The sequence below is a fragment of the Aurantimonas sp. HBX-1 genome, from assembly GCF_021391535.1.
Lineage (GTDB): Bacteria > Pseudomonadota > Alphaproteobacteria > Rhizobiales > Rhizobiaceae > Aurantimonas.
Genome location: NZ_CP090066.1, coordinates 1,642,355 through 1,662,460 on the forward strand (window position 1 = coordinate 1,642,355; position 20,106 = coordinate 1,662,460).

Below are 20,106 nucleotides of genomic sequence, written 5' to 3' on the forward strand. Positions count from 1 at the left end.
GCAAAGCGGCGCCCGGCCCGTCATCATCGGCTTGCCGCACTCCTCGTGTAACGGTGGCCGCCCCGCCGGTTCGATGTCCCCCAGAGGAGCCCGCCATGCCCGAAACGCTTCGCGTGGAAGCGCCCTGTGGACCGGTGCGCGGCATCCGGAAGGACGGGGTCGCGCGATTCCTCGGCATCCCCTACGCCGAGCCGCCGCTCGGCATGGCGCGTTTTGCGCGGCCGAAGCCGCGGCGGCGGTTCGACACGGTCTTCGTCGCCGACAGCTATGGCCCCGCCGCGCCGCAGCGGCGGGCGATGCCGGAACCGCTCGGCCGCATCGCCCGCACCACCAGCACGTTCGACGAGGACTGCCTCAACCTGCATGTCTGGACGCCGGACACGGAAGGCAAGCGGCCGGTGCTGGTGTTCATCCACGGCGGCGCCTTCGTCATCGGCTCCGGCGCGCAGTATCCGGGCGACGATCTGGCACGCCGCGGCGACATCGTCGTCGTGACGCTGAACTACCGGCTGGGGTTCTTCGGCTTCAACGCCTTTGCGGAGGTGTTCGCGGGCGACGAGCGGTTCGCGGCGAATGCCGGCCTGCTCGACCAGCGGCTGGCGCTCGAATGGGTGCGCGACAACATCGCCGCCTTCGGGGGCGATCCCGAGCGCGTCACCATCGCCGGGGAGTCGGCGGGCGCCGCGTCGGTGGCGTTCCACCTGGTCTCCCCGGCCTCTCATGGTCTGTTCGCACAGGCCGTCGTGCAGTCGGGCACGCTGAACATGTTCCAGCTGCGCGACCGGGCCGCGGCCGTGCATGAAGAGGCGTTGAAGGCGCTGGCGCCCCGGGGCGACCCCGAGCGGCTGTTCCGGATCAGCCACGGCATGTTCAGCGCGGCAACGCGGGCGCTGGCGGCCAAGCATTCCGGCATCCTGACGCGGCCCTACTGCGACGGGTTCGAGATGCCCGAGGCGGACCTCGCCCCCCTGTTCGGAGCGATGAAGAAGGTGCCGCTGCTGATCGGCACCAACCGCGACGAGTTCTCCTTCTTCAGCGAACTGCCGGTGTTTCCCTTCGAGACGGAAAAATCCGCCATGCGGGCATGGGTGGCCAGCGTCGCCGGCGAGGATGCCGCCGAACGGATCGCGCGGCTCTATTCACCCCGGCGCGAAGGGCGGATCGCGTTCGGGACGGACCTGCTGTTCCGCATGGCGGCTATCCACCATGCGACGGTCCACAGCCGCGATGCGCCGACTTTCATGTACCGGCTCGACTGGGAGACCAAGGGGCTGCTGTCGCGGCTCGGGGCGACGCATTCGGCCGACCTGCCACTGATCTTCGAGGATTTCCTGAAACCCTTCCGCAGCGTCTATCTGGGGCTCCTGCCGGACCCGAAGCGCCAGGCGCTGGCCGAGCGGATGCGGGCGCACTGGGTGAGCTTCGTCCGTGACGGGCATCCGGGCGGCGATTGGCCGGCCTACGAGATCGGCAGGCGCGGCACCAAGATATTCGGGATCCGGGACCGGGTGATCGCCGATCCGGAAGCCGCACGGCGCACGGCGTGGGAAGGTGTCGACGGATTCGCCCCCTGATCACCCGGCTTGGCGTGTTGCGCGAAGCGGGTTATCTGCAGCCCAAAAGGACTCTCCGCTTGGCAAACGACCCTGAGCAGCAACCCGCCGAGCCGGCGGAGACCATCATCGAGCGGCCCGGCCCGGCCGTGGTGCTCGTCGAGCCGCAGCTCGGCGAGAATATCGGCATGGTCGCCCGGGCGATGGCGAATTTCGGCCTGATCGACCTGCGCCTCGTCAATCCGCGCGACGGCTGGCCGAACGACAAGGCCCGCGCTGCCGCATCGAGCGCCGATCACGTGATCGACGCGGTGCGGCTGTTCGACAGCGTCGAGGCGGCGGTCGCCGATATTACCTACCTTCTCGCCACCACGGCGCGCCCGCGCGACAGCTACAAGCCGGTGCGCGGCCCCGAGACCGCGGCGGGCGAGATGCGCGCCCGCGCCGCCGCCGGCCAGAAGGTCGGCGTGCTGTTCGGGCGCGAGCGCTACGGCCTGTCCAACGCCGAGGTCGGCCTCGCCGACGAGATCGTCACCTTTCCCGTCGACCCGGCCTTCGCCTCGCTGAACATCGCGCAGGCGGTGCTGCTGATGAGCTATTCCTGGCGGGCGGCGGGCGCGGAAGACGCGACCCGCCCGCGCTTCACCGCGCCGGCCGCGCCACCCGCCGAGAAGGCCGACCTCTACCGGCTGCTCGACCATCTGGAGACGTCGCTATCGCGTACCGGCTATTTCCATCCGCCGGAGAAGCGCGAGGCGATGGTGCAGAACCTGCGCACGATGCTCACCAAGGCGGGCTTCACGGAACCCGAGGTGCGCACGCTGCGGGGCGTGCTCCGCGCCTTCGACTACGAGATGGGCGAGCGGGGCCGTTCCGGCCGGGAGACGGCCGGTTGAGCGCGCCGATCCTCGTCTTCGATTCCGGCATCGGCGGCCTGACGGTGCTGCGCGAATTGCGGACCCACATGCCGGACCGCCGATTCGTCTATGTCGCGGACGATGCCGGCTTTCCCTATGGCGACTGGCAGGAAGACGAATTGCGGGAGCGGATCGTCTCGCTGTTCCGGGACCTCGTGCCGCGCTATGCGCCGCAGCTGGCGGTGATTGCCTGCAACACCGCCTCGACGCTCGTGCTGGAGGATTTGCGCGCCGCCTTCGACATCCCCTTCGTCGGGACGGTCCCGGCGATCAAACCGGCCGCCGAGCGCACGCGCTCCGGCCTGATAAGCGTGCTGGCGACGCCGGGAACGGTACGGCGCGACTACACGCGCGACCTGATCGGCCGCTTCGCCGGCAATTGCACGGTGCGGCTGGTCGGGTCGAGTGAACTTGCGCGGCTGGCCGAGCAGTCGATCCTCGATGGCGACGTATCCAGTGACGCCATCGCCGCCGAGATAGCGCCGTGCTTCGTCGAGGAGCGTGGACGACGGACCGACATCGTCGTCCTGGCCTGCACGCACTATCCGTTCATCGCCAACCATTTCCGGCAGCTCGCGCCCTGGCCGGTGGACTGGCTCGATCCGGCCGAGGCCATCGCCCGTCGCGCCCGCTCGCTCAGCGAGACGGCGGGGGAAGACCTGCCGGAAGGTTTCGACGAGGCGTACATGACCAGCGGCCAGGCCTCCTACGCCATGCGCCGGCTGATCCGTGGATTTGGTCTCGGACTGGCACCACGGCAGGGCTGACGGAGACGGGGATACATAGCGCGGCAGGGAGCGTCAGCGGTCCATGAAGTCGGCGAACCGTTCGTAGCGCAGATCGTCCTCCGCGCGGCGCAGGTCGTCTTCCGCGTCCCACAGATCGTCGCGAAGTCGCTCCAGCTCCCGTCGCTTCTCGCGCCGCTTGTCTTCTTCCGCGATCGAGCCGAGTTCGTAGCGGAGGCTGTCGATCCGGCTGCGCAGCTGATCGCGGCGCTCGCGGGCATCGTGGACCTTCTTGTTCGCGAAATAGGGTTCCTCGAAGGCTGCCTTCAGGTCGAGCGGGCAGGAGCCGGCGTAGGAGCCCCCCTCGGCGCCGAGCCGCGCACCGTTCGACGGCGTGCAGAAGGTGGCGATCCCGGCCTCCCACCCCGTGCGCCAGGCGGCGACATCGGGTGTGACGCCGTGTTTCGTGCAGGCGGCCTGATGTTCCGCCACGAAACCGACCTGTCGGCCGTTGGCGCCGTCGCTTTCCCCGAGTCGCCGCCAGTCGCTCGTCAGACACTCTTCTTCGGACAGCGTCGCACACGCATTAAGCGCCAGCGCCGCCCCGACGAGGAGCGGCCATGTCATCTTTTTCACGTCAGAGATCCCCCTTCCCATACGTCAAGGGAAGGGGTGGCATTGCCCCGGAGAAAAATCAACGGGTGTCGGCAGCGGTCCCCGAGCGCAACGTCCTGCGCCGGGGGAAGCGCCTAGCATGCGTCAGCCGCGCTGGAAGGACAGGTCCGACACGGTCACGTCGGCGCCTTCGATCTTCTCGATCACCTGCATGCGAAACGTGTCGTTGCCGGTGTTGCGGATCAGCATGCGCGCCTTGTTGTCGTCGTAGATGACGCGGCCCCAGGTGACCTGGAGGTCCAGCGTGTCGCCCCGGCGCGAGCCGACGAGCTTGGCGGGGCCGCTGGCCGAACCGGTATAGGTGCCGCTGTAGCGGCCGCTGGCGGGATCGATCTTCAGCTTTGCGCCGATCTCGCGGCTCATGATCAGCATCGAACGGCAGGTGCCCTGGAGGGCGAAGGCCGTCTCGCCGGACCTCGTGCCCTCGACGTCGCAATTGACATTGGTGGCGGTCGGCAGCTGCTCGACCTTGACCGAGCCGCCGCCGCTCCATCCGCCGTCGTAGCGCCCGAGGTAGCTGGCACCCTGCGCAAGGGCGCCGCCGGCAACGGCGGTGGCGATTACGGCGAGCGTCGTGACGAGCATGGGCTTCATCGCAGGGTTTCCCGTTCGGAATGTGATTGGAGACGGCGTGTCTATCCGCCAGTTACGGCGCGATGATGGCCGGTGCGCACGGCAACCGCCGGCTTTCACGGAACGGTGCGGCGCATGCGGCGTTGTGTAACCATTGAATGGAAGGGCTCGCATCTCATGGACATCATCCGCATCATCCTCGCCATCATCCTGCCGCCCGTCGGCGTCTTCATGCAGGTCGGCTTCAGCAAGCACTTCTTCATCAACATCCTTCTCACCCTTCTCGGCTACATTCCCGGCGTCATCCACGCCATCTGGGTCATCGCGAAGTACTGAGCCGACGAGGGAATGGTTGACTTGTGGAGCCGAGGCTCCTAGGAAATGCCCGACCGGTTGGAACAGCTCCAGCCGGTTTTTTCGACGTGTCCCGTGGACGGCATCGCATCGTGCCCATGCTGTCCTGTCAGTCCGCATCCGCGGGCAGAGGAGGGCGCGTTTCCTCGGAGAGCCGACGGATCGTCCGTTCGGCCTCTTTCTGTTTGAAGGAAATGCGATGAGCAAGCGCGCATCAGCGAAGTACAAGATCGATCGCCGCATGGGCGAGAACATCTGGGGACGTCCCAAGTCCCCGGTGAACCGCCGCCAGTACGGCCCGGGCCAGCATGGCCAGCGGCGCAAGGGCAAGGTGTCGGATTTCGGCGTCCAGCTCCGTGCGAAGCAGAAGCTGAAGGGCTATTACGGCGACGTCTCCGAGAAGCAGTTCCGCAAGATCTACGAAGAGGCCGCCCGTCGCCGCGGTGATACCTCGGAGAACCTGATCGGCCTCCTGGAGAGCCGTCTCGACGCCGTCGTCTATCGGGCGAAGTTCGTCGCGACGATCTTTGCCGCACGGCAGTTCGTCAACCACGGCCACGTCAACGTCAACGGTCGCCGTACCAACATCCAGTCGTATGTCTGCAAGGCCGGCGACGTGATCGAGGTCCGCCAGAAGTCCAAGCAGCTGGCCTTCGTGCTGGAAGCCACGCAGCTCGCCGAGCGCGACGTGCCGGACTATCTCGACGTCGACCACCAGAAGATGGTCGCCACCTACACCCGCGTGCCCGGCCTCCACGACGTGCCGTATCCGGTGCAGATGGAGCCGAACCTGGTCGTCGAGTTCTACTCGCGCTGATCGGCAGACCCCTTATCGAATGCCAAAGGCCGTCCCTCGGGGCGGCCTTTTGTTTTGGGCGAGCGGCGGCTACACGGGACGCGGATACGAGGACGGACCGGTGATACTCGACAGCGACCTTGGCGACACGACAGCGGCGCCCGATATCGGGGACGCCGAGATCGGCAGCGGTGCCCACAGCCTGTTTCGCGAGGCGCCGGACTCGGTGACCTTCCGCAAGCTGCGCAAGCGCCTGTTGCGGGAGGTGCGCGACGCGATCGAGCGGCACGGGATGGTCCGGCCGGGCGCGCGCTGGCTGGTCGGCATCTCGGGCGGCAAGGACTCCTACGCGCTGCTGGCGCTGCTGCACGACCTGAAATGGCGGGGACTGCTGCCGGCCGATCTGCTGGCCTGCAATCTCGACCAGGGCCAGCCGAACTTTCCCAAGCATGTCCTGCCGGATTTCCTCGACCGTTTCGGCATTCCACACCGCATCGAGTATCGCGACACCTATTCGGTGGTGACCGAGAAGGTGCCGGCCGGAGCGACCTACTGTTCGCTGTGCTCGCGGCTGCGGCGCGGCCACCTCTACCGCATCGCGCGGGAGGAGGGCTGCGAGGCGCTGGTGCTCGGCCACCACCGCGACGACTGCCTCGAGACCTTCTTCATGAACCTCTTCCATGGCGGCCGGCTGTCGGCGATGCCGGCGAAGCTGCTCAACGACGAGGGCGACCTCATGGTGCTGCGGCCGCTGATCGCCTCGGCCGAGGAGGACATCGCGAAGTTCTCCGCGGCGATGGCGTTCCCTATCATCCCCTGCGATCTCTGCGGCAGCCAAGACGGGCTGCAGCGCAACGTGACCAAGCAGATGCTGGCCGAGATGGAACGGCGCTTCCCGGGCCGCAAGCAGGTGATGATGCGGGCGCTGGCGACGGTCCGGCCGGGCCATCTCCTCGACCCGTCGCTGTTCGACTTCGCTGGCCTTGCGCCGAATCCCGATCCCTAGCCGAAGGCTATGCCCTTGCCCGCCACGATCGACATCGACCGCCTCGCCGACATCCTGCGCGAGGCTGCCATCGCGGAGATCATGCCGCGCTTCCGCAATCTCGGCGAGGGCGACATCCGCGAGAAGACCTCCGCGACGGATCTCGTCACCGAGGCCGACGAGGCGGCCGAACGGTTCATCGCCCGTCGCTGCCGGGAGATCGCCCCGGACGCGCTGTTCGTCGGCGAGGAATCGGTCGCCGCCGACCCGGCTCTGCTCGACCGCCTCGACGACGCCGATCTTGCCATCGTCGTCGACCCGGTCGACGGCACCGCGAACTTCGCCGCCGGCCTGCCGCTGTTCGCGGTGATGGCGGCCGTCGTCTCCAGGGGCGAGACGGTCGCCGGCATCATCTACGATCCGGTGGGCGACGACTTCATGCTCGCCGAGAAGGGGGCGGGGGCGTTCCAGCGCACGCCGACCGGGGCGGCGCGGATCCTGCGCACGGCGCCCTCACTGCCGCTCGCCGAGGCGATCGGCTGCGTCAGCGCGACCTATTTCCCGGTCGCCGAGCGGGCGGCGCTGCTGCCGCGCCTGGGCGCTCTGAAGATCGTCGGGAACTATCGCTGCGCCGGCCACGAATACCGGCTGCTCGCCTCGGGCGGCACGCATGTGTCGATCTACTCGAAGCTGATGCCCTGGGACCATCTGGCCGGCTGCCTGCTGGTGGCCGAAGCGGGCGGAAGCTTCGCCATGGCCGACGGATCGCCCTACACGCCCCGCCACCGCGACGGTGCCATCATCGCGGCCTGCAGCAGCGAGCTGTGGACGCAGGCGCGCCAGGGGCTGCTCCCGGCCTGAGCCGGAGTCCCCTGTCACTCCGCGGGACTGCGCCCTGCCGCCAGGCTCTTCGGGTCGTATTTGGCGTCGAACAGCCGGCCTTCGGCCAGATAGACGCAGACCAGCGAGCCGATCGACAGGACGATGAAGCCGAACAGCATCGGCAGCACCGTGCCGTCGTAGAAATAGCCGATCACCGCGCCGAACAGGCCGCCGCCGAAGGTCTGCATGAAGCCGAGCACCGAGGAGGCCGTGCCCGCGACATGGCCGAGCGGGTCCATGGCGAGAGCGTTGAAGTTCGTGCCGATGAAGCCGAACAGGCCGAAATTGATCGTCATCGCCACCAGGAAGAACCAGAACGGCGCGGCTCCGCCCATCGCGAATGCGACGGTGAAATGCAGCACGGCCACCACCAGGAAGCCGATCAGCGCGCCGTGCGACAGCCGGCGCATGCCGAGTCGCTCGACGAGCCGCGAATTCGCGAAGGATGCCACCGCCATGAACACCGCGGTCGTCGAGAAGGCGACGGTGAAGATCGGGCCGAGGCCATAGACGCCGGTGTAGATCTGCTCGGCCTGGTTGATGAAGCCGAACAGCACGCCGAAGATCAGCGCGGTCGAGATCGTGTAGCCGAAGGCGACGCGGTTGGTGAGGACGATCCGGAACGCCTCGAAGGTCCGCTTGAAGGTGAGTTCGCGCCGGTCTTCCGGTGCCAGCGTCTCGGGCAGCCGCATCGCCGACCAGATCGTCACGAACAGGCCGAACACCGCAATGGCCACGAACACCTCGCGCCACGAGCCGAACAGCATGATTGCCTGGCCGATATTCGGCGCGATCACCGGGATCGCCATGAACACCATCATCACCAGCGACATGACGCTGGCCATGCGGCGGCCGCCGAAGCAGTCGCGCACGACCGAGATGGCGATGACGCGCGTCGCCGCCGCGCCGATGCCCTGCACTGCGCGCAGGGCCAGGAGCACGCCGAAGGTCGGCGAAAAGATCGCCGCGATCGAGGCGAGGACGTAGATGGCGAGGCCGAAGAACAGGATCGGCCGGCGGCCGAAGCGGTCGGACAGGGTACCGTAGACGATCTGCGCGCCGCCGAAGCCGAGAATGTAGGCGGTAATGACCAGCTGCCGCTGATTCTCGTCGGTGACGCCGAGCGCTGCGCCCATTTCCTGCAGCGAGGGGATGAAGATGTCGATCGCCGCCGCGTTGAGCGCCATCATGCAGGCGATCAGCGTCACCAGCTCCCAGTAGGGCATCCCGCGCGTTTCGGCGTTCTTGGACAGATCAGACATTCTCGGCCTCGCAGCGCTCGATCGTCGCGGCATGCTGATCGGATCGATCATGCTTCTGTCGCAGAATTGGAAAGGTGTGCAGCGCGGACCGGCCGCCGGACGGGGCAGCGATGCGCGCCTCATGAGGTTATGGCTCAGGGCCAGATTGGCAAGGGTGCCTTACGTCTTTCTCCCGATGACGGACCGTCACTGCAGTGCACAACGACGAAAGCCCGCGCTGACCGCGCGGGCTTCGACGTCAGGACCCCGAGACGGATCGGCCGGGCGTGGTCAGCCGTTCGCGGCGGCGGGGGCGGTCGTCGCGACCCCCTTTTCGCCGAAGAACGACTGCAGCTCGCCGGCCTGGAACATCTCGCGGATGATGTCGCAGCCGCCCACGAACTCGCCCTTGACGTAGAGCTGCGGAATCGTCGGCCACTGGCTGTAGTCCTTGATGCCCTGGCGCAGGTCGTCCGCCGACAGGACGTTGACGCCCTTGTACTCGACGCCGAGGTAATCGAGAATCTGCACCACCTGGCCGGAGAAGCCGCACTGCGGAAAGGCCGGGGTGCCCTTCATGAAGACCACCACGTCGTTGGTCTTCACCTCGTTGTCGATCCATTCGTTGATGGCGGTCATGGGTTTTCCTGTCTCATGAATGTCTGGGAGCGGGAGTCGCGTCACGCGTCAGCCGTTCGTCGAACCAGTCAGAAATTCTCTGTCTGCGATCGGGGCGCCGCTCGCGTCGCCCTCAACATACTATTTCGGTGCGCTGGTTTGAAGGGCCAGGGCGTGCAACTCGCCGCCCATGTTCCCCCGCAGGGCCTGGTAGACCATCTGGTGCTGCTGCACGCGCGACTTGCCGCGGAAGCTCTCGGACACGACCTCGGCGGCATAATGGTCGCCGTCGCCGGCCAGGTCACGGATGCTGACGACGGCGTCGGGGATCGCGTCCTTGATCATCGTTTCGATGTCGCGGGCGTTCATGGGCATGAAGGGTTCTCCGTGGGCGGCCGGGCTGGCCGTTCGCCCCGATGATAGGGTCCGGCCGCGCCGCGATCAATCCGAGGCGTGGCCGGGCGCCGCTTCAGGCCGCAGCCGCCGGCTCGACGATCTCGCCCGACATGAAGGACGGGAACCAGGATTCGTGCGCGACCACCAGGTCGCCGACCGGCAGCGCCAGCCGGCCTTCGATCACCAGCTCGTCGCCCCCGGCGGTGCCCAGGCGGCGCAGCGGCACCTCGGCTTCCGCGGCCATCAGCCTGATACCCTCGGCGTCGGCCGCCGGCGCCGCGATGACGTAGCGGGCCTGGTCCTCGCCGAAGAGCAGCGCGTGGCCGGGACCGGTGCCGGCGTCGACGCGGGCGCCGAGCCCGGCGGCCATGCACATCTCGGCGAGCGCGATGGCGAGGCCGCCATCGGACAGGTCGTGGCAGGCGACGACGCGTCCCGCCTGGATCAGGCCGCGGACGAGATCGCCGTGGCGCTTCTCGGCGGCAAGGTCGACCGGCGGCGGCGTGCCTTCCTCGCGGCCGTCGATCTCCCGCAGGTAGATCGACGCGCCGAGATGCGAGCCGTCATGGCCGACGAGGAACAGCACGTCGCCATCGCGCATGCCGCCGATCGTCGCGGTCTTCGTGCGGTCCTCGATCAGCCCGACGCCGCCGATGGTGGGGGTCGGCAGGATCGCGGTGCCCTGCGTCTCGTTGTAGAGCGAGACGTTGCCGGAGACGATCGGGAAGGCGAGGGCGGTGCAGGCGGCGCCGATACCCTCGACCGCCTTGACGAACTGGCCCATCAGCTCGGGCTTCTCGGGATTGCCGAAATTGAGGTTGTCGGTGGCGGCCAGCGGCTCGGCGCCGACGGCGGTGAGGTTGCGCCAGCATTCGGCGACCGCCTGCATGCCGCCCTGGAAGGGATCGGCCTCGCAATAGCGGGGCGTCACGTCCGAGGAAAAGGCCAGCGCCTTAGTGGCGTGGCCGTCGACCCGCACCACGCCAGCGTCGCCGCCCGGCCGCTGCAGCGAATTGCCCTGGATCAGCGTGTCGTACTGCTCGAACACCCAGCGCCGCGAGCAGAGGTCGGCCGAGCCGAGCAGCGTCAGCAGCGTCGCGCCGAGATCGGCCGGTTCCGCCAGGTCGCTCGCGTGGATCACCCGCGCGGGCTTGGGCTCGATCCACGGCCGGTCGTATTCAGGCGCGTCGTCGCCCAGCTGCTTGATCGGCAGGTTGGCGACTTCCGTGCCCTGCCAGAGGACCCGGAAGCGCAGGTCGTCGGTGGTGCGGCCGACGACGGCGAAGTCGAGGCCCCATTTGACGAAGATCGCCTCGGCCTCGATCCGGCGCTTCGGGTCGAGCACCATCAGCATCCGCTCCTGGCTCTCCGACAGCATCATCTCGTAGGCGGTCATCCGCGCCTCGCGGACCGGCACCTGGTCGAGGTTCAGCTCGATGCCGAGATCGCCCTTGGCGCCCATCTCGACGGCCGAGCAGGTGAGACCGGCGGCGCCCATGTCCTGGATGGCGATGACGGCGCCGGTCTGCATCAGCTCGAGACAGGCCTCCAGCAGGCACTTCTCCGTGAAGGGATCGCCGACCTGCACGGTGGGGCGCTTCTCCTCGATGTCGGCGTCGAACTCGGCCGAGGCCATGGTCGCGCCGCCGACGCCGTCGCGGCCGGTCTTGGCGCCGAGATAGACCACCGGCAGGCCGACGCCCTTGGCCTCCGAGTAGAAGATCGCGTCGGTCCGCGCGAGCCCGGCGGCGAAGGCGTTGACCAGGCAGTTGCCGTTGTAGCGCGGGTGGAAGTTCACCTCGCCGCCGACGGTGGGCACGCCGAAGGAATTGCCGTAGCCGCCGACGCCGGCAACGACACCGGCAACCAGGTGCCGGGTCTTCGGATGATCCGGCGCGCCGAAGCGCAGCGCGTTCATCGCCGCGATCGGGCGGGCGCCCATGGTGAAGACGTCGCGCAGGATGCCGCCGACACCCGTCGCCGCGCCCTGATAGGGCTCGATGAAGGAGGGGTGGTTGTGGCTCTCCATCTTGAACACGACGCAGAGACCGTCGCCGATATCGACGACGCCGGCGTTCTCGCCGGGGCCCTGGATGACGCGCGGGCCCTTGGTCGGCAGGGTCCGCAACCAGCGCTTGGAGGATTTGTACGAGCAATGCTCGTTCCACATCGCCGAGAAGATGCCGAGCTCGGTGAGGCTCGGCTCCCGGCCGATGAGGTCGAGCACGCGCTGGTATTCCTCGGGCTTCAGCCCGTGCGCGGCGATCAGCTCCGGGGTGATCAGGGTCTCGGCGGTCATGGCGTGTCCTGCAGCAGCGAAAGGCGGGCCGTTCCCGCGCCTGTTAGCATCTGGCGCCGTCTCGACATAGTCCCGCGAACGGGTGCCGGCGCGGCCGGACGAGACGGTCTGTCGCACCCGCCCCGTGTAGGCGCGCGAGGCGATCGATGGTCTCCTTCAGCCGGGCACACGGGAGGAGCCGATGGGCGCAGATCTCATGCGATGCCGGGGCGGGCTGGCGGCCGTCCTCATCCTGGCGGCGGCCAGCCTGCTGGCGCCGACGGACCGGGCCGCGGCGGTGTTCTCCGGCGAGATGAGCCCGACGGTCAGGTCCGGCGACAGCGACTATGCCGATGGTGTCGAAGCGTTCGAGGCCGAGGACTGGCCGGCGGCGATCACCGCGCTGGCCAAGGTCGTCGAACGGCGCCCGCATCACGACAACGCCTGGTCTCTGCTCGGCTATTCGCTGCGCAAGTCCGGCAATCACGAGCGGGCGCTGGACGCCTACGGGCGGGCGCTGTCGATCAACCCGCATCATCGCGGCGCCATGGCGTATCTCGGAGAGGCCTATCTCGACCTCGGCCGGCTGCGCGACGCGAAGATCCTGCTCATCCGCCTGGCGGGCGAATGCCGGCGGGTGGCGCTGACCTTCTCGGACGGCAATTTCCAGAACGGCTGCGGCGAATATTCCACCCTCAGGCGGTCGATCGAAAGCTACGAGACCGATCCTGAAGGACGGGTGGAGCCGGTGGCGCAACGTTGGTGACATCGGCCGACAGCGCCTGCTGATCAGCCAGCGCGCGCCGTCACGTATTCGACCCCGTCGCTGCGGCAGGTGCCGGTGTCGGCGGCTCTCCGCAGCACCAGCGTGTCGTCGTCGACCTGCGAGATCGGCTCGCCGTCGAGCCGCCGCGTGAAGACGATCAGTGCGTGGTCATGGCCGCCGGCAGCGGCGGGCGAGCGCAGGCAGACGCCGTAGCCGTCATGGCCGGGGGTCGGCACCAGCGTCGCCGAGCGGTCGGACGGCCGGCGGCGATAGATCCCGGCGGCGGCAGAGGTCACATAGGCGATCTCCGCCGGCCGCAGCGTCTCGCCGACGGCGTCGGCGGGATCGGAGGCAGGCAGCGAGGCCTGCATGGCTTGCGGGAGCATCGGCACGTCGACAAGGGGCGATGCTCCGCTCGCCGCGCAGGCCGACAGGCTGAAGGCAGCGAGCATCACGGCAGCCATCTTGCGCGGAAAGCGACGGATCATCGGCTCAGGCTTCGCAGCCATTGGCGCCGCCGCGCCAGCGTGCGAGATCGGCGCTGATCCGGGCGGAGACCGGCTCGTTCATCAACGGTCCATAGGTGTCGATGGCGCCTGAGCCGGTCCGCCCCTCGACCACCAGCAGCGGCCGCGCCTCGATCTGCCCGCGCGGCACCAAAAGGAAGCGCGGCCGACCCGTAAAGGAAGAAAGCTCGGGCGCGAGGCTGTAGGCGGCGAAGGCCGGATCCTTCGACTTGAACCAGCAGCGATTGGCGTTCAGCGTCAGCCGCTCGAGGCGGTCGAGACCGGAGTCCGCCTTTACCCCTGGGACGGCGGGTTCGGGGGCGCTGGCACAGCCGCCCAGCGCGACGCTGAGGAGCAGGGCGGCGATGGTCTTGCGGAAAGGCTGCTTCACGCGGCAAGGCTCGAGGCGGTCATGCCGAGGGCACTTTCGAACAGCGCCCGACCGTCGGTGCCGCCGTGCTCCGGTTCGACGAGATTTTCCGGATGCGGCATCATGCCGAGCACGTTGCCGGCTTCGTTGACGATGCCGGCAATGTCTCGCATCGCGCCGTTGGGATTGGTGCCCGCGGCGTAGCGGAAGACGATGCGATCCTGGTCTTCGAGCTCCGACAGCGTGTCCGCGTCGGCGTAGTAGTTGCCGTCGTGATGGGCGACCGGGCAGCGAATGATCTGGCCCTTGTCGTACAGCCGGGTGAAGCGGGTCGCGGCGTTGACCACTTCGAGCTTCACCTCGCGGCAGACGAAGCGCAGCGTGTTGTTGCGCATCAGCGCGCCGGGCAGGAGGCCAGCCTCGCAGAGGATCTGGAAACCGTTGCAGACGCCGAGCACCGGCACGCCCTTCGCGGCGGCATCAGCCACAGCGCGCAGCACCGGCGAGCGAGCGGCGATCGCGCCGCAGCGCAGATAGTCGCCGAACGAGAAGCCGCCCGGCACGACGATCAGGTCGACATCGGGAATGGTCGTCTCGGTCTGCCACACAGTGAGCGGCGTGCGCCCTGTGATGGCGGTCAGCGCGGCGATCATGTCCCGGTCGCGATTGAGCCCGGGGAGGAGGACGACGGCGGTGTTCATGGCTTCACGGCAACCGTTGGTGAGGGAGGCCGACCCGGCCCGGAATGAATGACAGCGGCATCATCCGGTCGAGGATCATGCCGCTGGGGCAAGGCGCGGTCAGGGGTGGGGATCGAACGGCATCGGTGGCTCGGCCAATTCGCGCAGTTCGAGGCGGCGCTCGATGCGATCCAACCGCGCATCGTAGCGATCCAGAATGCCGTAGATATTCAGAAGGTCGTTCTGCATCGACACCATCGTTCCCTGCGTCCCGACGATCGTGCCGCGCATCGACTGGAGTTCCGACTTTATCTCGGAGACACGGAAATCCAGCTGGTCGAACCGCTGGTGAAACTGCTTCATCAGCTCGTGCAGCAGCTCGTTCATGACCTCGGCCATCAAACCCTCCGGCCCTACGCGATCTCCACAGTGTAGTTCTCGATGACCGTGTTCGCCAAGAGTTTGGCGCACATGTCCCGGAGGGAGGCCTCGGCGGCGGCGCGGTCCTCGCCGTCGATCTCGACGTCGAACACCTTGCCCTGGCGGACGGCGCCGACGCCGGAGAAGCCGAGGGCGCCGAGCGCGCCCTCGATGGCCTTGCCTTGCGGGTCGAGGACGCCGTTCTTCAGCGTGACGACGATGCGGGCCTTAATCAATTGCTCTGCTCACGAAATACGTCTGTCTCTTGAATAAACCAGCTTCAATGCCGGCACCGGCTGCTTGGCGGGACGTCGCCGCCTTACTTGACCAGTACCGGCCCCGAGGGGCGGGGCGGCTCGTTTTCATTCATGATGCCGAGCCGGCGGGCGACTTCCTGGTAGGCCTCGACGAGGCCGCCCATGTCCCGGCGGAAGCGGTCCTTGTCCAGCTTGTCCTGGGTCACGACGTCCCAGAGCCGGCAGGAATCGGGCGAGATCTCGTCGGCGACGATGATCCGCATCATGTCGCCCTCGAACAGGCGGCCGGTTTCGATCTTGAAGTCGACCAGCTGGATGCCGACGCCGAGGAAAAGGCCGGACAGGAAGTCGTTGACCCGGATGGCGAGGGCCATGATGTCGTCGATCTCCTGCGGGCTCGCCCAGCCGAAGGCCGTAATGTGCTCCTCGGAGACCATCGGATCGTCGAGGTGGTCGGCCTTGTAGTAGAACTCGATGATCGAGCGGGGCAGAACCGTGCCCTCCTCGATGCCGAGTCGCTTGGCGAGCGAGCCGGCCGCAATGTTGCGGACCACCACCTCGAGCGGGATGATCTCGACTTCCTTGATCAGCTGCTCGCGCATGTTGAGCCGCTTAATGAAGTGCGTCGGGATGCCCATCTTGTTCAGATGGGAGAAAATGTATTCGGAGATGCGGTTGTTGAGGACGCCCTTGCCGTCAACGACCTCGTGCTTCTTCTTGTTGAAGGCAGTGGCGTCGTCCTTGAAGAACTGCACCAGCGTGCCAGGCTCCGGGCCTTCGTAAAGGATCTTGCCCTTGCCTTCGTAGATACGGCGGCGACGTGTCATTTAGGGAACTCTATCGTGATGGGCGCGCCGACCCCGGAAAATCCGGCGCAAAAAACGGCTGACGATCGTGCGGGTGAATAGACCAAACGGGACTTCATCACAATCACCGCGGCAGCCGACCCGAGGGAAGTCGTGCCCTGGAGCGGGTTTATCAAGTGTTCTTTGGCATGGGAGGCGCTGATTCCCGCTTCTAAAGCGCCCTCACTATTCGTATGTCAGTCGGACGGCCCAGCGTGAATCGGGCCGATTCCCTTGTGAGGAGACACGCCATGTCGATGACCGACCGCGAGCGCGATTTCGAGAACCGCTACGCTCACGATCAGGAACTGCGCTTCCGCATCGAGGCACGGCGCAACAAGCTGCTCGGCCTCTGGGCCGCCGAAAAGCTCGGCATGAGCGGCGATGAGGCCGAAGCCTACGCGCAGGAAGTCATCAAGGCGTACTTCCTGCAGCCGGGAGACCAAGGTGTCTTCCAGAAGATCCGTAAGGACTTCGACGCGGCGGGCGTCACGGAATCCGATCATCAGATCCGCCGCTGCATGAGCGAGCATCTGATCGAGGCGGAAAAGCAGATCCAGGTCGCCTGACCCCCATGGCATTGCTCGACATCCGCAGCGCGCTGGCCGGAGAGGGCGGCGTCCTCTCCTCGTGGCTGGGGCTCAACGATCCGGTGGTCCAGGAAGCCTTCCTGCACGCCGGGTTCGACGCCGTCACCTTCGACATCCAGCACGGCCTGCTCGACACCGCCTCGCTGCGGGATGGCATCGCGCTTGCCGTCCATCTCGGCAAGCCGGCGCTGGTTCGGCTGCCGGTCGCGGACCGCGCGCTCGCGTCGCGGGCACTCGATTTCGGCGCATCGGCGGTGATCATGCCGATGATCGAGACGGTCGACGACGCCCGCGCCTTCGTCGCGGTGGCGAAATATCCGCCACTCGGCCAGCGCTCCTACGGGCCGACCCGGGCCGCCGACCTGCACGGCTACGCCGATCGCGCCGACTATGTCGGGGACGCCCGGGACCAGACGCTCGCCTTCGCGATGATCGAGACGGGCCGGGCGCTGGCCTCGCTCGAGGAGATCCTCGCCATCGACGGGCTGGACGGGGTGTTCGTCGGTCCCTCGGACCTGTCGATCGCGCTGTCGGGCAACGGCACGCTGGAGCCGCGAAGTGCCGCCAACGAGGCGGCGATTTCCCGGATCGCCGCCGCGGCCGAATCCCATGGCAAGATCGCCGGCATCTATGCCGGGACGCCGGAGGACGCCAGGCGCTACCGCGCGCTCGGCTACCGGCTGATCTGCGTCGGCTCCGACATCGGCGTGATCACGGCCGGGGCGCGCGCCCTGGCGGCCGCCTCGCGCGGCTGAGCCGCGCTCACGCCGAGACGGTCAGCCGCGACATGAACTGCCCAAAGGTCAGGAGGCCTTCGGGCCAGGGACCGTGGCCGCTGTCGGCATTGATGTGGCCCGCCTCGCCGGCATCGACGAACAGCGAACCCCAGGCGCCGGCAATGTCCTCGGCCGCCGCGAAGGACGAGAACACGTCGTTGCGGCTGGCGATGACGACGCTCGGAAACGGCAGCGGGTCGCGCGGATAGGGGCCGAACGTCATCAGATGGCGCGGCCGGATCGCCTCGTTCTCGACGTCCGGGGGCGCGACGAAGAAGGCGCCGGCGACGCGCTTCTCGAACTGCGGGATCGCCTGGACCGCCGCGGCGACCCCCAGCGAATGTCCCACCAGCACCACGGGCCGGGCCGAACCGTTCACTGCATCGGCGACGGCGCGCGTCCAGTCCTCGCGGACGGGCTTGGTCCATTCCGCCTGCGTCACCCGGCGCGCCGTCGAGAGCCTGTTCTCCCAACGGGTCTGCCAGTGATCTTCGGGGGACCCCTTGTAACCGGGGATGATGAGGATGTCGGCTTCGGCAACGCGCATGCCCGGGAGATGCAAACTGCGACGCGCGAAGTCAACCGCAACGCGGCCAGCGGCGAGGGGTGTGGCTCAGTCTGCCGCTGCCGGATCGCCATCAGCCGGCTCGACGCCCACGACCGGCGGCGCGCCGGCGCCGTCTCGGGTGGCCTCTTCGGGGGTCGAGGTGAAGAAGACGAAGTAGACGACGATCGCCAGCACGATGCTGGTGACGGCGATCCAGACCTTGTGATTGCGGCGGCTGGGCGGGCTGGTCGGGTCGCTCACCGGCGTCTCCCTTGGCTTGAAGGCCTCGCCGCCGGGTTAGCAGGCGGCTTCCACAGAGAAAGTGGCTGTGCCGGCCCGCGGTTCCCGCCGGCCGGCGCCTTCGTCAGCCGGCGCGGCCGAAGACCCGCTCGAAGATCGTGCCGACATGCTTGGTGTGGTAGCCGAGATCGAACTTTTCGCGCAGCTCGGCTTCAGGCAGCGCAGCCGTGACCTCCGGGTCGGCGAGCAGCTCGGTCAGGAAGTCCTTGTCCTCTTCCCAGACCTTCATCGCGTTGCGCTGCACGAGACGGTAGGCGTCCTCGCGGGAAACGCCCGCCTGGGTCAGCGCCAGCAGCACCCGCTGCGAGTGGACGAGGCCCTTGAACTTGTTGAGGTTGGCCAGCATGCGGTCGGGATAGACCAAGAGCTTGTCGATGACGCCGGTCAGACGGGCGAGGCCGAAGTCGAGCGTCACCGTCGCGTCGGGCCCGATATAGCGCTCGACCGAGGAGTGGGAGATGTCCCGCTCGTGCCAGAGCGCGACGTTCTCCATCGCCGGCATCGCATAGGACCGCACCATGCGGGCAAGGCCGGTGAGGTTCTCGGTCAGCACCGGGTTGCGCTTGTGCGGCATCGCCGACGAGCCCTTCTGGCCTGGGGCGAAATATTCCTCGACCTCCAGCACCTCGGTGCGCTGCAGGTGGCGGATCTCGGTGGCCAGCCGCTCTATCGACGAGGCGATGACGCCGAGCGTGGCGAAGAACATCGCGTGCCGGTCGCGCGGGATGATCTGCGTCGACACCGGCTCGGGCGTCAGGCCCATGGCCTTGGCAACATGCAGCTCCACACGCGGGTCGATGTTGGCGAAAGTGCCGACAGCGCCGGAGATGGCGCAGGTGGCGATCTCGGCGCGGGCCGCGACCAGGCGCTCGCGGCAGCGGCTGAACTCGGCATAGGCGAGGGCGAGCTTGACGCCGAACGTCGTCGGCTCGGCGTGGATGCCGTGCGAGCGGCCGATGGTGACCGTGTCGCGATGCTCGAAGGCACGCCGCTCCAGCGCCGCCAGCAGGCCGTCGAGATCGGCGATGAGGATGTCGGAGGCCCGGGCCAGCTGCACGCTGAGACAGGTGTCGAGCACGTCGGACGAGGTCATGCCCTGGTGGACGAAGCGGGCGTCCGGTCCGACGATCTCCGACAGATGGGTAAGGAAGGCGATGACGTCGTGCTTGGTCTCGCGCTCGATCTCGTCGATGCGATCGACGTCGAAGGTTGCGGCATTGCCCTTCTCCCAGATCGTCCGGGCGGCGCTTTCCGGGATGACGCCGAGCTCGGCCAGCGCGTCGCAGGCATGCGCCTCGATCTCGAACCAGATCCGGTACTTCGTCTCCTGCGACCAGACGGCGACCATGTCGGGGCGGGAATAGCGGGGGATCATCGGCAGGGTCACTTTCGGGGCATGGAGGCTTGCCGGGGCGATGTATCAGAGGCGCGGCGCCGCCTCAACGCGGGCATCGTCATGGATGCCGGATCTCGGCGTTGGATCCGGGCGGCGCGGGCACCGGTCCTGCCGGGGATACTGCTCACGCCGGTCTCGATCCGGGCCGCCGCCGTCGCCATCGCGGGGGCGGCACCGACCAACGGGCTCGCATGCTGCCGCGCAATGGGCAGGAACCCCAGCCATCGGACCTCCGTATCCTCGGTCTGGCGAACCCGACTCCCGGCCTGGCGACCCGGCTTCCAGCCTCAGCCGCGGCCATTGCCAGCCGGTGCCGGGCCTTCGGTCCCTTCCGTCAGTCGGTGCGCGTGCAGGAGAAGTTGTCGCCGCTTGCCGGGGAGAACCAGCCCATCGTGTCGCCGGTGAAGCCCGACAGCGTGATGAAATAGTCGTCGGCGAAGAGCAGCGTGTAGGAGCCGTCGCTGCCTTCCTGCACCTCCTCGATCGGCATTTCCTCCGAGCCGTTGTCATAGGTGGTGGGCGTGAAGGTGAAGGTCGCGACCTCGCAATCCCACGTCCCTAGGAAGGGCAGTTCCTCCGAGGCGAGGGCGGAGGCCGGCGCCATGGCGAGAAGGGCGGCGGCGAGAAGGGAACGCAGGATCATCGTCTGTCGGCTTTCTG

At 67.7% G+C, this 20,106-nt stretch carries 26 protein-coding genes; 10 read left to right on the forward strand and 16 right to left on the reverse strand.

Features of this window, described 5'->3' with window-relative positions:
- Positions 1–95: 95 nt before the first annotated feature.
- From LXB15_RS07775 to murI, 3 genes are read left to right on the forward strand one after another with little or no spacing between them, the layout of a single operon-like run.
- Entirely contained in the window at positions 96–1,574 is a 1,479-nt protein-coding gene (locus LXB15_RS07775) for a carboxylesterase/lipase family protein (protein WP_233952187.1), read from the forward strand.
- A gap of 59 nt (positions 1,575–1,633) precedes the next feature.
- Entirely contained in the window at positions 1,634–2,449 is an 816-nt protein-coding gene (locus LXB15_RS07780; RefSeq protein ID WP_255696791.1) for an RNA methyltransferase, read from the forward strand.
- Positions 2,446–3,237 (forward strand): glutamate racemase, encoded by a 792-nt coding sequence (gene murI / locus LXB15_RS07785; protein ID WP_233952189.1) that lies wholly within the window; start codon positions 2,446–2,448, stop codon positions 3,235–3,237. Before LXB15_RS07780 ends, murI begins: the two co-directional genes overlap by 4 nt.
- Positions 3,238–3,270: 33 nt before the next feature.
- On the opposite strand, the gene LXB15_RS07790 is transcribed toward murI, so the two are convergent.
- Together LXB15_RS07790 and LXB15_RS07795 are read right to left on the reverse strand one after the other, a co-directional pair.
- Positions 3,271–3,822 carry a DUF2799 domain-containing protein gene (locus tag LXB15_RS07790; RefSeq protein ID WP_233953088.1) on the reverse strand — a complete coding sequence of 184 codons (552 nt, stop codon included), beginning with the start codon at positions 3,820–3,822 and terminating at the stop codon, positions 3,271–3,273.
- A gap of 132 nt (positions 3,823–3,954) precedes the next feature.
- Positions 3,955–4,464, reverse strand: a complete 510-nt coding sequence (locus tag LXB15_RS07795; RefSeq protein ID WP_233952191.1) for a hypothetical protein — start codon at positions 4,462–4,464, stop codon at positions 3,955–3,957.
- A 156-nt stretch (positions 4,465–4,620) separates the two neighbouring features.
- Here LXB15_RS07795 and LXB15_RS07800 point away from each other — a divergent pair, with 156 nt between their 5' ends.
- The 4 genes from LXB15_RS07800 (at position 4,621) to LXB15_RS07815 (ending at position 7,439) form a co-directional block, all read left to right on the forward strand.
- Positions 4,621–4,779, forward strand: coding sequence for a YqaE/Pmp3 family membrane protein (locus tag LXB15_RS07800; RefSeq protein WP_233952192.1), 159 nt, complete (start codon positions 4,621–4,623; stop codon positions 4,777–4,779).
- A gap of 217 nt (positions 4,780–4,996) precedes the next feature.
- A complete protein-coding gene (gene rpsD, locus LXB15_RS07805) occupies positions 4,997–5,614 on the forward strand; it encodes a 30S ribosomal protein S4 (protein WP_233952195.1) in 618 nt (205 codons plus the stop codon).
- A gap of 145 nt (positions 5,615–5,759) precedes the next feature.
- Complete coding sequence (gene ttcA / locus LXB15_RS07810) at positions 5,760–6,599, forward strand: tRNA 2-thiocytidine(32) synthetase TtcA (RefSeq protein ID WP_233953089.1); 840 nt, start codon at positions 5,760–5,762, stop codon at positions 6,597–6,599.
- A 15-nt stretch (positions 6,600–6,614) separates the two neighbouring features.
- Complete coding sequence (locus LXB15_RS07815; protein ID WP_233952199.1) at positions 6,615–7,439, forward strand: inositol monophosphatase family protein; 825 nt, start codon at positions 6,615–6,617, stop codon at positions 7,437–7,439.
- Positions 7,440–7,453: 14 nt separating this feature from the next.
- Here the strand turns inward: LXB15_RS07815 and LXB15_RS07820 are convergent, their stop codons facing one another.
- From LXB15_RS07820 to purL, 4 genes are all read right to left on the reverse strand, one after another.
- On the reverse strand, positions 7,454–8,722 hold the full coding sequence (locus tag LXB15_RS07820; RefSeq protein WP_233952201.1) for a multidrug effflux MFS transporter: 1,269 nt from the start codon (positions 8,720–8,722) through the stop codon (positions 7,454–7,456).
- A gap of 270 nt (positions 8,723–8,992) precedes the next feature.
- Positions 8,993–9,340, reverse strand: a complete 348-nt coding sequence (gene grxD / locus LXB15_RS07825; protein WP_233952203.1) for a Grx4 family monothiol glutaredoxin — start codon at positions 9,338–9,340, stop codon at positions 8,993–8,995.
- A gap of 120 nt (positions 9,341–9,460) precedes the next feature.
- Positions 9,461–9,694, reverse strand: coding sequence for a BolA family protein (locus LXB15_RS07830; protein WP_233952204.1), 234 nt, complete (start codon positions 9,692–9,694; stop codon positions 9,461–9,463).
- 94 nt (positions 9,695–9,788) lie between these two features.
- Complete coding sequence (gene purL, locus LXB15_RS07835; RefSeq protein ID WP_233952206.1) at positions 9,789–12,014, reverse strand: phosphoribosylformylglycinamidine synthase subunit PurL; 2,226 nt, start codon at positions 12,012–12,014, stop codon at positions 9,789–9,791.
- A gap of 181 nt (positions 12,015–12,195) precedes the next feature.
- On the opposite strand from purL, the gene LXB15_RS07840 reads away from it, so the two are divergent.
- On the forward strand, positions 12,196–12,759 hold the full coding sequence (locus tag LXB15_RS07840) for a M48 family metallopeptidase (RefSeq protein WP_233952208.1): 564 nt from the start codon (positions 12,196–12,198) through the stop codon (positions 12,757–12,759).
- Between the two features lie 23 nt (positions 12,760–12,782).
- Here the strand turns inward: LXB15_RS07840 and LXB15_RS07845 are convergent, their stop codons facing one another.
- The 6 genes from LXB15_RS07845 to purC form a co-directional block, all read right to left on the reverse strand.
- Complete coding sequence (locus LXB15_RS07845) at positions 12,783–13,247, reverse strand: hypothetical protein (protein ID WP_233952210.1); 465 nt, start codon at positions 13,245–13,247, stop codon at positions 12,783–12,785.
- A 4-nt stretch (positions 13,248–13,251) separates the two neighbouring features.
- Positions 13,252–13,656, reverse strand: a complete 405-nt coding sequence (locus tag LXB15_RS07850; protein ID WP_233952211.1) for a hypothetical protein — start codon at positions 13,654–13,656, stop codon at positions 13,252–13,254.
- Entirely contained in the window at positions 13,653–14,336 is a 684-nt protein-coding gene (gene purQ / locus LXB15_RS07855; RefSeq protein WP_233952212.1) for a phosphoribosylformylglycinamidine synthase subunit PurQ, read from the reverse strand. The genes LXB15_RS07850 and purQ overlap by 4 nt, the downstream gene beginning before the upstream one ends.
- Before the next feature lie 99 nt (positions 14,337–14,435).
- Positions 14,436–14,714, reverse strand: coding sequence for a hypothetical protein (locus tag LXB15_RS07860; protein WP_233952213.1), 279 nt, complete (start codon positions 14,712–14,714; stop codon positions 14,436–14,438).
- A 14-nt stretch (positions 14,715–14,728) separates the two neighbouring features.
- Positions 14,729–14,971 (reverse strand): phosphoribosylformylglycinamidine synthase subunit PurS, encoded by a 243-nt coding sequence (purS, locus tag LXB15_RS07865; protein WP_163041930.1) that lies wholly within the window; start codon positions 14,969–14,971, stop codon positions 14,729–14,731.
- 83 nt (positions 14,972–15,054) lie between these two features.
- Complete coding sequence (purC, locus tag LXB15_RS07870; RefSeq protein ID WP_183206273.1) at positions 15,055–15,819, reverse strand: phosphoribosylaminoimidazolesuccinocarboxamide synthase; 765 nt, start codon at positions 15,817–15,819, stop codon at positions 15,055–15,057.
- 269 nt (positions 15,820–16,088) lie between these two features.
- Between purC and LXB15_RS07875 the strand changes: the two genes are divergently transcribed.
- Together LXB15_RS07875 and LXB15_RS07880 are read left to right on the forward strand one after the other, a co-directional pair.
- Positions 16,089–16,406 (forward strand): DUF1476 domain-containing protein, encoded by a 318-nt coding sequence (locus LXB15_RS07875; protein WP_233952214.1) that lies wholly within the window; start codon positions 16,089–16,091, stop codon positions 16,404–16,406.
- A 5-nt stretch (positions 16,407–16,411) separates the two neighbouring features.
- On the forward strand, positions 16,412–17,182 hold the full coding sequence (locus tag LXB15_RS07880) for an HpcH/HpaI aldolase/citrate lyase family protein (RefSeq protein ID WP_233952215.1): 771 nt from the start codon (positions 16,412–16,414) through the stop codon (positions 17,180–17,182).
- A gap of 7 nt (positions 17,183–17,189) precedes the next feature.
- Here the strand turns inward: LXB15_RS07880 and LXB15_RS07885 are convergent, their stop codons facing one another.
- From LXB15_RS07885 to LXB15_RS07900, 4 genes are all read right to left on the reverse strand, one after another.
- Positions 17,190–17,750, reverse strand: a complete 561-nt coding sequence (locus LXB15_RS07885) for an alpha/beta hydrolase (RefSeq protein WP_233952217.1) — start codon at positions 17,748–17,750, stop codon at positions 17,190–17,192.
- A 66-nt stretch (positions 17,751–17,816) separates the two neighbouring features.
- Positions 17,817–18,011: a hypothetical protein gene (locus tag LXB15_RS07890; protein WP_233952220.1), complete on the reverse strand. Its 195-nt coding sequence runs from the start codon at positions 18,009–18,011 to the stop codon at positions 17,817–17,819.
- A 103-nt stretch (positions 18,012–18,114) separates the two neighbouring features.
- Positions 18,115–19,425 carry an adenylosuccinate lyase gene (gene purB / locus LXB15_RS07895; protein ID WP_233952222.1) on the reverse strand — a complete coding sequence of 437 codons (1,311 nt, stop codon included), beginning with the start codon at positions 19,423–19,425 and terminating at the stop codon, positions 18,115–18,117.
- Between the two features lie 355 nt (positions 19,426–19,780).
- The gene (locus LXB15_RS07900; RefSeq protein WP_233952224.1) at positions 19,781–20,089 is read right to left on the reverse strand and encodes a hypothetical protein; all 309 of its coding nucleotides are present in this window, start codon (positions 20,087–20,089) and stop codon (positions 19,781–19,783) included.
- Positions 20,090–20,106: the final 17 nt, after the last annotated feature.

Excerpts from the sequence above, each read along its gene's own strand:
- LXB15_RS07775 (WP_233952187.1), top strand. The coding sequence starts at position 96 with ATGCCCGAAACGCTTCGCGTGGAAGCGCCCTGTGGACCGGTGCGCGGC.
- LXB15_RS07790 (WP_233953088.1), bottom strand. The coding sequence starts at position 3,822 with ATGACATGGCCGCTCCTCGTCGGGGCGGCGCTGGCGCTTAATGCGTGT.
- LXB15_RS07795 (WP_233952191.1), bottom strand. The coding sequence starts at position 4,464 with ATGAAGCCCATGCTCGTCACGACGCTCGCCGTAATCGCCACCGCCGTT.
- LXB15_RS07800 (WP_233952192.1), top strand. The coding sequence starts at position 4,621 with ATGGACATCATCCGCATCATCCTCGCCATCATCCTGCCGCCCGTCGGC.
- rpsD (WP_233952195.1), top strand. The coding sequence starts at position 4,997 with ATGAGCAAGCGCGCATCAGCGAAGTACAAGATCGATCGCCGCATGGGC.
- LXB15_RS07820 (WP_233952201.1), bottom strand. The coding sequence starts at position 8,722 with ATGTCTGATCTGTCCAAGAACGCCGAAACGCGCGGGATGCCCTACTGG.
- grxD (WP_233952203.1), bottom strand. The coding sequence starts at position 9,340 with ATGACCGCCATCAACGAATGGATCGACAACGAGGTGAAGACCAACGAC.
- LXB15_RS07830 (WP_233952204.1), bottom strand. The coding sequence starts at position 9,694 with ATGCCCATGAACGCCCGCGACATCGAAACGATGATCAAGGACGCGATC.
- purL (WP_233952206.1), bottom strand. The coding sequence starts at position 12,014 with ATGACCGCCGAGACCCTGATCACCCCGGAGCTGATCGCCGCGCACGGG.
- LXB15_RS07840 (WP_233952208.1), top strand. The coding sequence starts at position 12,196 with ATGGGCGCAGATCTCATGCGATGCCGGGGCGGGCTGGCGGCCGTCCTC.
- LXB15_RS07845 (WP_233952210.1), bottom strand. The coding sequence starts at position 13,247 with ATGATCCGTCGCTTTCCGCGCAAGATGGCTGCCGTGATGCTCGCTGCC.
- purQ (WP_233952212.1), bottom strand. The coding sequence starts at position 14,336 with ATGAACACCGCCGTCGTCCTCCTCCCCGGGCTCAATCGCGACCGGGAC.
- LXB15_RS07860 (WP_233952213.1), bottom strand. The coding sequence starts at position 14,714 with ATGGCCGAGGTCATGAACGAGCTGCTGCACGAGCTGATGAAGCAGTTT.
- purC (WP_183206273.1), bottom strand. The coding sequence starts at position 15,819 with ATGACACGTCGCCGCCGTATCTACGAAGGCAAGGGCAAGATCCTTTAC.
- LXB15_RS07875 (WP_233952214.1), top strand. The coding sequence starts at position 16,089 with ATGTCGATGACCGACCGCGAGCGCGATTTCGAGAACCGCTACGCTCAC.
- LXB15_RS07880 (WP_233952215.1), top strand. The coding sequence starts at position 16,412 with ATGGCATTGCTCGACATCCGCAGCGCGCTGGCCGGAGAGGGCGGCGTC.
- LXB15_RS07885 (WP_233952217.1), bottom strand. The coding sequence starts at position 17,750 with ATGCGCGTTGCCGAAGCCGACATCCTCATCATCCCCGGTTACAAGGGG.
- purB (WP_233952222.1), bottom strand. The coding sequence starts at position 19,425 with ATGATCCCCCGCTATTCCCGCCCCGACATGGTCGCCGTCTGGTCGCAG.
- LXB15_RS07900 (WP_233952224.1), bottom strand. The coding sequence starts at position 20,089 with ATGATCCTGCGTTCCCTTCTCGCCGCCGCCCTTCTCGCCATGGCGCCG.